Annotated in this window: 14 protein-coding genes and 1 tRNA gene; 9 read left to right on the top strand and 6 right to left on the bottom strand. The window is 64.6% G+C overall.

From position 1 onward, the window contains the following. The first annotated feature begins 148 nt into the window (after nt 1-148). Both N8J89_RS05625 and N8J89_RS05620 read left to right on the top strand, forming a co-directional pair. Nucleotides 149-781, top strand: a complete 633-nt coding sequence (locus tag N8J89_RS05625; protein WP_185001885.1) for a response regulator transcription factor — start codon at nt 149-151, stop codon at nt 779-781. Nucleotides 782-820: 39 nt separating this feature from the next. Next, nucleotides 821-1315, top strand: a complete 495-nt coding sequence (locus N8J89_RS05620; RefSeq protein WP_283663290.1) for a Pvc16 family protein — start codon at nt 821-823, stop codon at nt 1313-1315. Between the two features lie 6 nt (nt 1316-1321). Here the strand turns inward: N8J89_RS05620 and N8J89_RS05615 are convergent, their stop codons facing one another. Then, nucleotides 1322-2251 carry a cation diffusion facilitator family transporter gene (locus N8J89_RS05615; RefSeq protein ID WP_283663289.1) on the bottom strand — a complete coding sequence of 310 codons (930 nt, stop codon included), beginning with the start codon at nt 2249-2251 and terminating at the stop codon, nt 1322-1324. Nucleotides 2252-2322: 71 nt separating this feature from the next. Then, the gene (locus tag N8J89_RS05610) at nt 2323-4002 is read right to left on the bottom strand and encodes an SDR family oxidoreductase (RefSeq protein WP_283663288.1); all 1680 of its coding nucleotides are present in this window, start codon (nt 4000-4002) and stop codon (nt 2323-2325) included. Nucleotides 4003-4102: 100 nt separating this feature from the next. On the opposite strand from N8J89_RS05610, the gene N8J89_RS05605 reads away from it, so the two are divergent. Continuing rightward, nucleotides 4103-4177 (top strand) — tRNA-Arg (locus N8J89_RS05605). Nucleotides 4178-4182: 5 nt separating this feature from the next. Further along, on the top strand, nt 4183-4449 hold the full coding sequence (locus N8J89_RS05600) for a hypothetical protein (RefSeq protein ID WP_283663287.1): 267 nt from the start codon (nt 4183-4185) through the stop codon (nt 4447-4449). A gap of 639 nt (nt 4450-5088) precedes the next feature. Here the strand turns inward: N8J89_RS05600 and dbpB (N8J89_RS05595) are convergent. From dbpB (N8J89_RS05595) to N8J89_RS05580, 4 genes are read right to left on the bottom strand one after another with little or no spacing between them, the layout of a single operon-like run. After that, the gene (gene dbpB, locus N8J89_RS05595; protein WP_283663286.1) at nt 5089-6213 is read right to left on the bottom strand and encodes a DGQHR domain-containing protein DpdB; all 1125 of its coding nucleotides are present in this window, start codon (nt 6211-6213) and stop codon (nt 5089-5091) included. Then, complete coding sequence (gene dpdA, locus N8J89_RS05590; protein ID WP_283663285.1) at nt 6206-7480, bottom strand: tRNA-guanine transglycosylase DpdA; 1275 nt, start codon at nt 7478-7480, stop codon at nt 6206-6208. The genes dbpB (N8J89_RS05595) and dpdA overlap by 8 nt, the downstream gene beginning before the upstream one ends. Then, nucleotides 7477-8601: a DGQHR domain-containing protein DpdB gene (dbpB, locus tag N8J89_RS05585; protein WP_283663284.1), complete on the bottom strand. Its 1125-nt coding sequence runs from the start codon at nt 8599-8601 to the stop codon at nt 7477-7479. Before dbpB (N8J89_RS05585) ends, dpdA begins: the two co-directional genes overlap by 4 nt. Next, complete coding sequence (locus N8J89_RS05580) at nt 8598-9488, bottom strand: hypothetical protein (protein ID WP_283663283.1); 891 nt, start codon at nt 9486-9488, stop codon at nt 8598-8600. Before N8J89_RS05580 ends, dbpB (N8J89_RS05585) begins: the two co-directional genes overlap by 4 nt. Before the next feature lie 33 nt (nt 9489-9521). Here N8J89_RS05580 and queC point away from each other — a divergent pair, with 33 nt between their 5' ends. The 5 genes from queC to N8J89_RS05555 are packed head-to-tail and all read left to right on the top strand — an operon-like array spanning nt 9522 to nt 12682. Continuing rightward, a complete protein-coding gene (gene queC, locus N8J89_RS05575; protein ID WP_502868421.1) occupies nt 9522-10298 on the top strand; it encodes a 7-cyano-7-deazaguanine synthase QueC in 777 nt (258 codons plus the stop codon). Continuing rightward, entirely contained in the window at nt 10295-10930 is a 636-nt protein-coding gene (gene queE / locus N8J89_RS05570; RefSeq protein ID WP_283663281.1) for a 7-carboxy-7-deazaguanine synthase, read from the top strand. The genes queC and queE overlap by 4 nt, the downstream gene beginning before the upstream one ends. After that, a complete protein-coding gene (gene queD, locus N8J89_RS05565; protein ID WP_283663280.1) occupies nt 10930-11286 on the top strand; it encodes a 6-carboxytetrahydropterin synthase QueD in 357 nt (118 codons plus the stop codon). Before queE ends, queD begins: the two co-directional genes overlap by 1 nt. Before the next feature lie 2 nt (nt 11287-11288). Further along, nucleotides 11289-12068: a GTP cyclohydrolase I FolE2 gene (locus N8J89_RS05560; RefSeq protein WP_283663279.1), complete on the top strand. Its 780-nt coding sequence runs from the start codon at nt 11289-11291 to the stop codon at nt 12066-12068. A gap of 44 nt (nt 12069-12112) precedes the next feature. Next, complete coding sequence (locus tag N8J89_RS05555; protein WP_283663278.1) at nt 12113-12682, top strand: hypothetical protein; 570 nt, start codon at nt 12113-12115, stop codon at nt 12680-12682. Nucleotides 12683-13117: the final 435 nt, after the last annotated feature.

The following is a 13117-nucleotide window of genomic DNA, read 5'->3' as shown; positions in this document are numbered from 1 at the left end:
GTACCTTGCTTGTTGGAGATTTTCGGGGCTTGTATAACGATTAGTGAAATCGAAGCACAACGGGACAGCTAGTCCCATGTCCCTGGGACACCGGGTGGGCCACGCTCTCAAGGTCAGCGCAGCACTTGGCTTGAGGGGGCCAAACATCATGACGAACACGGAACGTGTTCCGGTTGTTCTGCACGCAACGGATGCGATCTCACGCGCGGGCGTCGCGGCCGCGCTTCGCTCCCGGCCGGAGGTCCTGCTGGTCGACTCACTGGAGGCCCGCCCGGACGCGGTGGTCCTCGTGGTGACCGACCGGACGGACACCCGGACCCAGCAACTGCTTCGGGGACTTCAGGTTCGGGGCAACACGAAGGTAGTGCTCATCGCAGGGGAGATGGACGACACGGACCTGCTGACCGCGGTGGAAACCGGGGTCAGCGCGGTGGTCCGCCGCTCCGAGGCCACCCCGGAGACCCTGGTCCGCCTGGTGCGGGCCGCGGCCGCCGGTGAGGGCGCCCTGCCGCCGGACCTGTTGGGCCGGCTGCTGAACCGGGTCTCCCGGTTGCAGCGCAACGTCCTGCGGCCGAACGGGATGAGCCTGGCAGGCATGTCGGAACGGGAGACCGACGTGCTCAGGCTGGTCGCGGACGGTCTGGACACCCGCGAGATCGCCGAGCAGCTGTGCTACTCGCAGCGCACGGTGAAGAGCATCTTGCACGACATCACCAACCGCTTCCAGCTGCGCAACCGCTCGCACGCGGTGGCGTTCGCGCTCCGGGAGGGGCTGATCTGAACCGCGGCGTTCGGGCCGTGTGCGAAGACGGGGAGCGTCATGGAGAACTCGTCACGGCCCGAACGGTCGGATGATGAGCCGACCGGCGGGGTGATCCGAGGGGTGGACACCGCGCTGTGCCGGCTGCTGGGCAGCAGGCTGCCGGACGGGGTCGAGGTCAGGCTGGAACCGCCGACCCCGACCTGGATCAACGAGGCCGACCCGCCGCCCGCGGTGCACGTGTTCCTGTACGAGATGCGGGCGGGCCGGGCACACCGGCCCGCCCGCGATCTCGAACTCTGTTATCTGGTCGCCGCGCGGGCGGGCAGCGTGGCCGGTGAGCACGAGCTGCTCGACGGCGCGCTGGACGCGCTCACCGCGCAGGAGTCCGGGCAGCCGGTGGCGGTGCGGCTGGCCGACCACGGGGTCGGCGGACTCTGGTCGGCGCTGGGGATGCCGGCCAGGGCCGCGTTCGTCATCTCGGTGACAGCCCCACTGCCCGCTTCGCCGGTCCCGCTGCAACCGGGCAACCGCGCCTGGCGGTTACCCGGCTGAGCGCTGCTACCAGGCGAGCTCCCGGCACTTGGCCTCGTGGCCCGCCGGTTCGACCTGCAATGTGGCGTGCTCGATGTGGTAGCGCTCGGCGAGCAGCTTCTGCGCCGCGGCCAGCACGTCGGCGAAGTCGACCTCCGGCTTGGCGGTCAGGTGCGCCGAGGCCACCTCCATGCCCGAGGTCAGCGTCCACACGTGCAGGTCGTGCACCTCGATCACGTTGGGCAGCTGCTGGAGCTCCTGGGACATCTCGGCCACATCCAGCCGTTCCGGCGCGTGCTGGAACAGGATGCGCAGCGCCTTGCGGCCCAGCACGTAGGCCCGCGGCAGCACGAACAGGCCGATGGCCACGCCGATGATCGGGTCCGCGTACTTCCAGCCGAAGATCATGGTCACCAGTCCGGAGATCAGCACGCCGACCGAGCCGATGGCGTCGGCCACCACCTCCAGGTAGGCGCCCCGGACGTTGATGCTCTCCTCCGCCCCGCCGCGCAGCAGGAGCAGCGCGATCAGGTTGTTGACCAGGCCGACCACCGCGACCAGGGTCACCGGCAGCCCCGGCACCTCCGGCGGCGAGCCGAAGCGGTCCACCGCCTCGATCAGCACCCCGATGGCCACCCCGAACAGCAGCAGCGTGTTGGCCAGCGCCGCCAGCACCTCGGCCCGGTAGAGCCCGAAGGTGCGGCCCGCGGTCTGCGCGGCCCGGCGCGCCACGATGATCGCGGCCAGCGCCATGCTCACGCCGAGGACGTCGGTGAAGACGTGCGCGGAGTCCGACAGCAGCGCGAGCGAGGAAGTGAACAGGCCGACGGTCACCTGCATGACCAGCGTGACCAGCCCCAGCCCCACCGCCCACCACAACCGGCTCACGTACTTCGACGAAGCACTGGCGGCCTGCGCCACCGGCAACCCATGACCGTGCCCGTGTCCCTGCCCCATCTCACGCTCCCTTCCGGCTCCCAACATATAGTGACATGCGCATATGAACAACGGTGACCCGGATCACGCGGTCACCTCCTGGGCAGCAGGTCCACCCGCGCCGCAGCCCGCAAAACCGCAGGTGAGAGCCGGGAAACCAGCAGTCCCAGCCGCGCTTCCCCGGTCACCGGCACCACCGCCAGATTCCGCTCCACCGCGTCCAGCACCGCCGAGGCCACCCGCTCCGGCGCGAAGCCCCGCCGCAGGTAGCGCCGGGTGGTGAACTCCCGCAGTCGTTCCTGGGTGGCCGGGTCCGTGCCGGCGAACCGGGCCGAACGGGTGATGTTGGTGTGCACGATCCCCGGACAGATCGCCGAGACCCCGATCCCCCGCCCCGCCAGCTCCGCCCGCAGGCACTGCGCCAGCATCAGCACCGCGGCCTTGGTGGTGGCATAGGCGGGCAGGTTCCGCGTCGGCGTGTACGCGGCCATCGACGCGGTGACCACCAACTGCCCGCCCTCCCCCCGCTCCGCCAACTGCTTCCCGAAGGCGCGCAACGTGTGGATCACCCCCCACAGGTTCACCTCCACCACCCGCTCCCAGTCCGCCACCGAGGTGTCCAGGAACGGCCCGGTGACCGCGACCCCGGCATTGGCCACCACCACATCCGGCACCCCCACCTCAGCCCGGACCCGCTCGGCCAGCGCCGCCACCGCAGCCCCGTCAGCCACATCCACGGCATAAGCGGTCCCCCCGACCTCCGCCGCCACCGCCGAGGCCCCCGCCCCGTCCACATCAACCACCACAACCTCAGCCCCCGCCGCGGCAAACCCCCGCGCACAGGCCCGCCCAATCCCACTGGCCCCACCCGTGACCAGCACAACCTTCTCCCCGAACCGCGCCGAGCTCACCGCGGCCCGCAACCCCCGGCTAGCGGGCGCCCCCTCCACATGATCAACGAACTCCCCCACCATCCGCGCCAGCGCCGCCGGATGCGTCCGCGGCACCCAGTGCCCGGCCCCCGGCAACTCCCGCCGCCACAACCGCTCCGCCCACCGCGCCGTCCCCGCCACATGCGCCGGCGTCACGAACGGATCCCGCCCAGGCACCACCAACTGCACCGGCAACGAGGCCGACCGCTCCTTCGCCGAACGCACCAGCCCAGGCAGGTTCGCCCGGTAGAGCTCAAGCCCCCGCCGAACATCCCCGCTCCGCACCCCGAACCGCCGCGCGAGGAAAGGAGCCACCAACTCCCCAGCCCAGGACCGGAAAACCCAGGTGTAGGCCGACCGCACCGCGATGGTCGCCAGCCCCCGAACCCCATCCCACGAAGGCCGCCGCAACGCCCCCCGAACCCACCACCCCAGGTGGTCGAGAGAAGGCCCCGACACCGACGTGAACGAGGCGAACACCCCAGAATATGTGGGATCGGTCACAGCCTCCCAAGCCTGCACCGACCCCCAGTCATGCCCCACCACGTGCACCGCCCGCCCCGGCGAAACAGCCCGAGCCACCGCCACCAGATCCGCGGCCAACCGCTCCACCCGGTACCCGTCCCGCCCCCGAGGCCGCCCAGACCGCCCACAACCCCGCACGTCATACCGCACAACCCGGTACCGCTCACCCAGCTCCGCCACCACCCGCTCCCACAACGCGGCGGTATCCGGGAACCCGTGCACGAACACGATCACCGGCGCCCCAGGCTCCCCCTCCACCCAGACGCCAAGCCGCAGGTCACCAGAATCTACTGAGCAGTAGCCAGCCTCGGTCATGCCTTCAGACGGTAGGGCGTGCAGACCCCCTCCGGCTATGCGCTAAGCTTCTCCTCGTCGCCGCGACACCGGGTTCAACCGGGGTACGGAGACCGGGTTAGCCCCCGTAGCTCAGGGGATAGAGCACTGCCCTCCGGAGGCAGGGGCGCAGGTTCGAATCCTGCCGGGGGCACCACAAGGATGAGGCCGGATGATCATCAAAATCCGGCCATCCTCTCCCTTCTTCCTTGGCCTGCACAGATTGCGGCCTTGTCGCACCTGCTTCGTGATGTGACGGCGGCGTTGTCGGCGGAGCGATTGGCTGCAGCGGGCCTGGAGCGACGTCTCGGCGTGGTGCGTTTTGAGCCTGGAAGATGCACCCTGAGCACAGGCGAACTCCTTTGGCAACTGCTGCACATCACTCTTGATGGCGGTGAGACGTCGATCAACTCGGGGTTGGATGCATAGACCATGCGTTCCGCCAGGCAACTGTCGATCTTGACGCGATTGACTTCGACGAGGCTTTGTCGGCGTTCTCCGCCGACAGTTCGGCTGAGGGGAGAGCTCTTCCTGGAGGGCTTGCGCAACCCATGCCGCCCGCGCCTAGCGCGGCCGGGGCCAGACTACGATGCGGTCGCCGCGATCTGCACCACAACCGCCCAGAGCACGAACTGGCCAGTCAAGCACCCACGTGGACATATTGGTCAACATCGAGCGCGACCCGTTCAGCGCGGCAGATGACATTCGGTATCCATCGGTTGCGAGAACTCACCGTGGGGCAGTGGATACTAGTCGACAGTTCCAGAGAGCGGCGGCCAGCCTACCGAGTCCTGGATTCAGTTAGACGCATCCGTTCCGCAGGCCAGAATTTCCACTCGACCTCGAAATGATTGAGCCGAACGTAGCGGGGCAGGCTCAACTCAGACACCCGTACCTGTTCTAGTCACCGCTAAACTGGCCGCCAGATGAGCCACCAATATCGTACTCAAGAAATGGAACGGCATCTTTAGTGGCGGCAGCAATTGAAGAGATCGAGACAGACTCTATCGCTAGACCCTGAAAGACGGGGCGCACCCGACCCAATGTCGGATGCGCCCCAGTCAATCGCTACCTCGCGCGCTTCTTGAGACCTCTATTTACAATCTTCTTGAGGTACTCAGTCAACTGCTTGACGTCATTCGGCGTGTTCTGGAGGTTGTTCCACTTACGCTCCTCGCCCTCCCCGAACTTCCAGACGCCCGAGGTCCAGGCCACGTGTGGCTTGAGACTCTCGACCGCTTTCCGGATCTCGTCCTCCTTGATCCGCTCCACCGGGATGTCCTCAGTCAACTCGTCCATAATAAAGCCGAGCGACTGGATTCCTACACCGTGCGTGAGCCTCGAGTCCTTGGGCGGCTTCCGCCATTCCTCCTGGAAAACATCTCGCACCACGGACCAGAAGAGAACCAAGTGGTCGAGGATCGCTTTCACATCACCGCTTCCGTCGCTCGGATCGCGATACTGGAAGAGAGAACCGTTGAACAGACTGTGCTCCAGCATCTTCAGAACGCTGTTGTCCTTGATGTAACCGTTCGGCGCGGTAGGTGTCGCGATGCGCCGATAGAAGGGACTACGGCGTTGCCCGTTCAACCTCGTCATCAACTCGGCCGGCAACTTGCGCTTGAGATATGCGGCTGGCAACTGGCCGGAAGTGTTGGGCAACAATTCGTGAATGAGCCCCTTCGGCAACGCCCTGGTGGAGTTCACCAAGATGAACTGAGAGCGCTGCTCTTCTTCGGCGTCGGTGATGAACCCGACGACCGCGACCGGAAACTCAGCGATGTTGGCGTCCCGGATGGCAGCGCTGCGCTGCTGCCCGTCAACGAGCCACGCGGGCTTGTCGTTCTCCGGCAGGGTCTCGTCGACAGGGATGACGAGCTCACCGAGCACCGAATAGTCAACTTGTTCCCCCTGCATTAGCGAGGGAACGAACTCGACTCTGCTGTCGAACGCTACGACGATCGCGTTGGGCAGCATCGCGCCGTCCGACTCGAGATACCGACGGATACTCCTGATGTGGCTGAGCACCTCTGGCCGCTGGTAGCCGAGCAACTGCTCGTCCTCGTCCCGCCGGATACGCGAAACTGCCGCGAAGCTGTGCAACTTCTTCCCGTCGACTGCGAAGCAGTAGATGCGCCGCCGTCCTTGGCGCACCTCGAGCGCAGGGAGTCGCAGCGTGTACTGGTCAGCCACTTGTTCTCCTCATCTGAGCGGCCTCACCAGTGCGGCGGCCGGCAAAACTGAGCTTGCGCATCTTGGCTTCGAGCACTGTGAGGTTATGGAATCCTCGTCGCTTGTTCCGCTCAGTCCCACGGAAGATGGCGATCTCAATTCCGTGCTCCTGGCAGAGTGCGCACGGACAGTGCTTCCACGGCGTCTCCTCCAAGGTGCGCCGGTACCGAGAGAGATAAGACTTCTTCTTGACACCTTCACCCAGTACCAGCTTCTCATATTGCTCCAGCGCACTGAGCGTTTCTTCGATGCCTGCCCGACACTTGTCGTAATCACGAAGCAGGGCGAGACACTTCCTCTCGAGCGCGATTACTTCCGCTTGGGACACCAAGCCAGCCAAAACGCGCCTTTTCAATGCAGGATTACCGTCAACCTGCGGTACCCTGATCGCCGCGTAGGTGTCATTGGCCGTGTGGTAGTTGTTGCGCTCATCCATGAACGCCTGCCGGAAAACCGAAGTGCTGTCGAAGCTTGCCACCCCATGTTCGGCAAACTTCTCCATGCTGTCCACTCGGTTGATACCCAGTAGGTGAAGTGTGGTCTGATCGTCCAGCCGCGACTCGATCTCAACGAGGCAGTCAAGGATCTCACTGGTCTTGAGCGGCACCATGCCACCGAGGGCGATGCGACGGTATCCCATTTTCTGCAACTGGACGACGCTGTCCGCGTAACTGGCCGGGCTCCAGCCCTGGGCCGCACCAACGGGCTCGAGGGAACTTTCGCGAGCCTTGACCGCGCCGATGAATTGCTCGGCTAGATCCAGCGAAATTATCCGCCGCTTCTTCCAGGCAGGGTCGACATCGTCCTCTGCCCCCGAAGGGACATAGCCGAAAATAACGTGGTCAATGCTTACGCCCGCGTCGAACTCGCAGCCATCGTAGAAATCAAGTACCTCTTCGATCGAGTACGGCGGGTACTCCTCGTCGATATAGTTGAACGCGCCGCAGTCGCCGAGACTGTCCATCTCGTCTGGCAGCCGGAAGAACCTCCTGACACCCAGCCTGTAGAGACGCGCCCGCTGCGACGCAGCGTACTTCCCGGCGCTGCGAGAATCTGCGGGATCAACAATGGCCTTACTGAGGAGAATACCGTCGTATGGACGAGGCGCCACGATCTCGTGCGCATAGACGTCATCCCGTTGTCGAACTCGGGTCGCGAGATACTCATCGTTGAGAAAGTCATAAGTCGGACTGACCAAGTCCTGACTGTCGGGAAAGTAGAATCTCACGAAGGGTTCGACCTCGACCTGACGTATTCGCGGACAATGAAGTTCGACAAAATGCTGATGTGCCTGGGAGTATTCTGCAGTTCGTTCCAGGCGATGTTGAGCTCCTCCCAGCGCCCCTGCGTCCACCGGCACCTGCCCGCGATCGAGCTGAGTTCCCGGCGGATGAGACCGACCATGTCGTCAGCGCCAGGGTCGACATGGGTCATGACGCGATCCATGAGTCTACCCATCGCACGGATGCCAACACCGTGCATCAACCTGCTCTTCGTCGGTGGCAGTCCCCACGCGTCGGGGAAGGTCTCCTTCACCGCCGTCCAGTAGGAGATGAGGATCTTACGGATGGCTGTGGTGTCAGTCGTGCCCGCCGACAGGTTACGGAACAAGAAGAGCGCACCCGACGAGGAGTTGAGCGACTCCTCGATCGCAGTGATGAGGCTGTTGTCGGTGACGACGGCAGAGCTGCGCTGCTCTTGCGGGGTCGATGCACGCTTGATCAACTCTTTGAACGGCGAGTCTCGGTCCTGGTTGAGCACGTCGACGAGTGCGGAGGGCAGCCTTCTCGCGGACACCTTGGTGGGCAACGGTGTTGGCACCTCGGGTAGAAGTTCCGACACCAGGTTCGTCGGCAACGGTGAGACGGTGTTCACGCGGAGGAACTGGTCACGTTGCGTGGCAAGGTCTTCCGCCACGAATCCGGCGACGATGACCGGCAGGTCTTTGTTCCTCGTCTTCGCCAGTGCCGCGCTGCGCTGCTGCCCGTCCACGATCCACGCCGGCCGGGGATCATCCGGCGAGTCCGGCAGCGGGATCTCGATCGTGCCGCTCACGGCCATGGAGTCGTACCCGGTGGCCGGGCCGGGACTCGCCCGGAACCGCACGGTTCCAGGCAGAGCCAGGATCAAACCGTTGGGGAACAACACGTCGTTACCGTCGAGATACTCGAGGATCTGGTTGACGTGCTGCTTCTTCTCCGGCCTCTGATAGCCGAGCAACTTGCCCGCAGCATCGCGTGAGATCCGGGCGATGTCAGCGACCTGGCTCACCTCGTGCGCGGCTAGGGCGAAGACGTACAGGGGAATCGTGGGGTGCTGTTTGATCCTCAACGCTCGACGCTTGATCATTTCTCCCCCATCACTTCCAGAAACAACTGCGCGAACCGGCTCTGCTCACAGGCCAGGCCGCTGTCGCGGAGCATGCGGTGCAACCTGCTCCTCGAGTGCTCAGGATGTTCGACGACCTTGCGGCGGATGAAGTCCTTGACCTGAGCATCCGTCTGCGGCACCCGGTTGTACCGCATCGGGTTGGCTGCACTCTCCGCCCAGCGTGCCCAACTGCGGCAAGTTGCGTCGGAGGTCAGCACGCCGCCTGAGCACTGGCTCAACCAGGACGCCGCCATCCTGGCGTTGAGGCCTGTCATTGTTCCTCCCAACGCGCTGCGCAATGCGCCATTCGCAGGCAAGCGCCGCATGCCTGCGACATCTTCACTGCCGCCAACGAGGAGGACGTCGTCGCTCGACTGCGCCAACTCGTGCAACTCAGGGTGCAGAACGGCCCCGTAGACGTCGGAGAGCACCAAGAGCACAGACCGCCGGGCTCCCAACTCCGCCACCCGGGGAGTGCTCATCTGCTTCTGCAGCCCCTTCCACCAAAGCTTCCGATCAACGGGGGAAGCGGCGACCGAGTCGTCGTGCCGAGGGCTGAACGTGGCGGCGTACGCGGGGAACTCGCTCGACACCGGCTGGAGGCCTAGCCCCGCCGACGCCACCCAAAGCTCCGGGGCAAACCCGGCGGAAGCCGCCGCTCGCATGAGCTCCCCGGTTTGCACCCAGTGCTCACCCTTGTAGAGCCGGGCGAGAGGCACCTTCGACGCCCCGCGACTCAGCCGTTCCTGCCACACGACGAGGCGCTGCGCAACGCTGCCCCCTGGCAGGGACCTCACCTGGAGCTCAGGAGCGGCAGCAGCGATCTTGCGATCGGTGCAAGTCACCACCACGACCAGTTGTCTCACGCTCCCAAACTCCCGCCTCGTAACTCGCCCGCGGTGCGGGTTACTCATCTCTCAGTTAGCGCGTTAGGATGCTCCGAGCTACCCAACACTATTAAGGAGGTGACGTCGATGAGCCGACCGGCGATCGTACTACTCAGTGGTGGACTCGATTCCACGACGGTGCTTGCCATCGCGAAGGACAAGGGGTTCACGCCCTACGCCCTGAGCTTCAGGTACGGGCAGAGGCACAGCGTGGAGCTTGAAGCCGCTGCGCGTGTGGCTGCATCCCTCGGCGCAGCCGATCACAAGGTCGCCGAGATCGACTTGCGGTTGTTCGGCGGTTCAGCACTCACCTCCGACGTCGCGGTGCCCAAGCACGACAGCGTCGACGACATCGACGCCGACAGCATCCCGGTGACCTACGTCCCGGCTCGTAACACGATCTTCCTCTCGTTTGCGCTCGCCTACGCGGAGGTCGTCGGCGCGTCGGACATCTTCACGGGGGTCACCGCGGTCGACTACAGCGGTTATCCGGACTGCAGGCCGGAGTACATGGCGGCGTACGAAAACATGGCCAACCTGGCTACCAAGGCAGGCGTGGAGGGGCAGGCCCGATTGACGCTGCACTCGCCCCTGATCACTATGTCCAAGGCGGACATCATCCGAGAGGGGCTGCGCCTGGGCGTGGACTACTCGATCACCTCCAGTTGCTATGACCCCGACGCGGAGGGCGCGGCGTGTGGGCGCTGCGACACCTGTCTGTTGCGTCTCAAGGGGTTCAGCGAGGCAGGCATGAGCGACCCCGCTCGGTACCAGATTGCTCGCGCATGACATATTTGATCAAGGAGATCTTCTACACCCTGCAGGGCGAGGGCAGTCACGCCGGCAGGCCTGCGGTGTTCTGCCGGTTCTCGCGGTGCAACTTGTGGACCGGCCTCGAGAAGGACCGCTCACGGGCAATCTGCCAGTTCTGCGACACGGACTTCGTTGGCACCGACGGAGAGGGTGGCGGTCGGTTCGCCACCGCTGCTGAACTCGCTGAGGCAGTGGAGCGCCAGTGGCCCTCGGACAGCCGCGATCATCGGTTCGTCGTCTGCACCGGCGGGGAACCGCTCCTGCAACTGGACGAAGCGGCGATCGACGAGCTGCACGCGCGCGGTTTCACCGTGGCTGTGGAGACCAACGGCACGCGCCTGGCACCGGTCGGCCTCGACTGGATTTGTGTGAGCCCGAAGGCGGGCGCCGAGCTCGTGATCACCAGCGGGGACGAACTCAAACTCGTCTACCCACAAGTCGGCGGCGACCCGGCCCAGTTCGAGCACCTCGACTTCCAGCACTTCCGTCTGCAACCGATGGACGGCGCCGACGTCGAGGAGAACACACGAGCGGCTGTCCAGTACTGCCTCAAGAACCCCCATTGGTCGTTGTCGCTTCAGACACACAAGTATCTCGGGATCCAGTGATGGAGATCTTTCGCGAGTTCACCTTCGAAGCAGCTCACCGCCTGCCGAATGTGCCGGAGGGCCACAAGTGCGCCAGGCTGCACGGACACTCCTATCGAGTCATCGTGCATGTCGAGGCACCCGTCAACCCGCAGGCTGGCTGGGTCATGGACTTTGGAGACGTGAAGGCCGCCTTCAAGCCGCTGGAGGCCGAACTCGACCACCACTACCTCAACGAAGTGGGCGGATTGGAGAATCCCACCAGTGAGAACCTGGCTGTGTGGATCTGGGACCGGCTGTACCCGGCCCTCCCGGCGCTTTCGGCGGTGACCGTGCGCGAGACCTGCACCTCCGGGTGCACCTACCGAGGAAGGTGAGCGTGCACGACGTACAGAACGAAGTGGACCAACGTGGTATCGCGGTCGACCAGGTGGGCATCGCCGGCTTGCGCTACCCGGTGTCGTTCAGTGACGGCGAACTCGTCCAGAACTCGATCGCTGAGGTCTCCGTGACGGTGCGCCTTCAGGCCGAGCGCCGAGGAACCCACATGAGCCGCATGGTGGCCCTCGCTGACGAACACCTCCAGAGCTTCGACCCTAGGCAGATGCCGCAGCTACTGAAGGCGGGAGCTCATGAACTGGACGCCCCTGCAATCGAGGTGACTGTCTCGTTCCCGGTCTCGACGCGGGTCACCGCCCCTGCCTCTGGCGCCGAGTCGTTCGCCGTCCACGACCTCACAGTCGCAGGTCGGCTCGACGGTGAGGTCTGTCGGGTCAGTACGTCAGTTCGAACTGAAGTCACGAGCCTGTGCCCATGTTCCAAGACGATCTCCGACTACGGCGCACACAACCAGCGTAGTGAGGTGACCCTGACCATTCAGGGCAGCGGAGACACCGCCTACCCGCTCTCCGTTTCAAAGATGGTCGCGCTGCTCGCGACGAGCGGATCAGCACCCGTGATCCCGCTAGTCAAACGACCCGATGAACGGGTGTTGACGATGCAGGCGTACGACCACCCCGCATTCGTCGAAGACATGGCCCGGGATCTCTCCACAGCCTGCCGTGCGCGACGGCTCCCCCACCGGGTGCACGTTCGCAACCTTGAGAGCATCCACAGCCATGACGCTGTTGCGGTCATCACCAGCAGTGACTTCGCCTGACCCAGTTTGCCCGCTGCACGCCCACTAATTTGCACGAGGAACCGATGAGCCAGACCAGCACCGACTCCACCTCCTTATCCCACGGACCACGCACCGCAACGCGGCGCCGCGTCGTGGGTTCCACTGCCGTGGTCCTGTACCTGGGATCGATCGTGCTGGCCAACTGGCTCATCGACGAGTTCGGCATCGTCCCAGTCGGCTTCGGGCTCGCCGCACCGGCAGGAGTCTTCGTCGTCGGTCCCGCTCTTGTTTTTCGAGATCTGGTCCAGTGGTCCCTCGGGAAACGCATATCGCTCATCGCACTCGCAGTGGGAACAGCACTCTCGTTTGCGGTAGCTGAACCAGCGGTCGCGACTGCGTCGGCCGTAGCCTTCGCACTGAGCGAACTCGTTGACTTCGTTCTGTTCACCTGGCTCTCCCCTCGCTGGACGAGGGCAGTCTTCTTCGGCGGCCTCGCAGGATTGGCCCTGGACTCGGTTGTGTTCCTGCTGATCGCTTTCGGTTCCCTGCAATTTCTGCCAGGCCAGATACTCGGAAAACTCTACGGAGTGCTGGTGGCCACGATCGTCATTGGCCTACGCCGACGACGAGTCACTAACTCATCAGCGGTTTGATCACGGAACTGGTACCGAGCCCACACTGAACTGGTCGGGCTCTGAGTGATACCAACTGCTGATTTCCCTCACTTTGCTGCAACCCGGGCCAATTCGTGCTGGTCGCATTACCTGTGAGGCGTAGGTGAAGTTCGAAACTGGTGCCGCGCAGCCCCGATACTGGCGAGCGTCCTGCGTGTTGGCTGGTGCTGCCCTCGCTCACGCCAGCGGCTCGTCAAGAGCCCCTGCGCAAGTGGACCAGACCTGGTGGCGGCTGTACGGGGTTCTCGACTGGCTCAACAAGAGGGATGGTGCCCTATCGGTGCGCTTGCCGACGAGGCACCCGGTCCTTCTACGCTGAGCAGAGGTCGGGAAAGTTTCCCTACGAACGGCTGTTCAGCTTGACCGATCACGCGGCTACCGTGGCGGGAGAACGTGGACGGCGTCCTTCCCTCT

Origin of the sequence: Crossiella sp. CA-258035 (assembly GCF_030064675.1) — a bacterium.
GTDB lineage: Bacteria > Actinomycetota > Actinomycetes > Mycobacteriales > Pseudonocardiaceae > Crossiella.
Note: the sequence above shows the minus strand (reverse complement) of the source record. Positions and strands in the feature narration are given on the sequence as shown.

Bases quoted from the DNA above. Each gene is read 5' to 3' on its own strand.
- N8J89_RS05620 (WP_283663290.1), top strand. From the start codon at position 821: ATGGAGAACTCGTCACGGCCCGAACGGTCGGATGATGAGCCGACCGGC.
- queE (WP_283663281.1), top strand. From the start codon at position 10,295: ATGACATATTTGATCAAGGAGATCTTCTACACCCTGCAGGGCGAGGGC.
- N8J89_RS05555 (WP_283663278.1), top strand. From the start codon at position 12,113: ATGAGCCAGACCAGCACCGACTCCACCTCCTTATCCCACGGACCACGC.
- N8J89_RS05625 (WP_185001885.1), top strand. From the start codon at position 149: ATGACGAACACGGAACGTGTTCCGGTTGTTCTGCACGCAACGGATGCG.
- dbpB (WP_283663284.1), bottom strand. From the start codon at position 8,601: ATGATCAAGCGTCGAGCGTTGAGGATCAAACAGCACCCCACGATTCCC.
- N8J89_RS05615 (WP_283663289.1), bottom strand. From the start codon at position 2,251: ATGGGGCAGGGACACGGGCACGGTCATGGGTTGCCGGTGGCGCAGGCC.
- N8J89_RS05610 (WP_283663288.1), bottom strand. From the start codon at position 4,002: ATGACCGAGGCTGGCTACTGCTCAGTAGATTCTGGTGACCTGCGGCTT.
- N8J89_RS05600 (WP_283663287.1), top strand. From the start codon at position 4,183: ATGAGGCCGGATGATCATCAAAATCCGGCCATCCTCTCCCTTCTTCCT.
- queD (WP_283663280.1), top strand. From the start codon at position 10,930: ATGGAGATCTTTCGCGAGTTCACCTTCGAAGCAGCTCACCGCCTGCCG.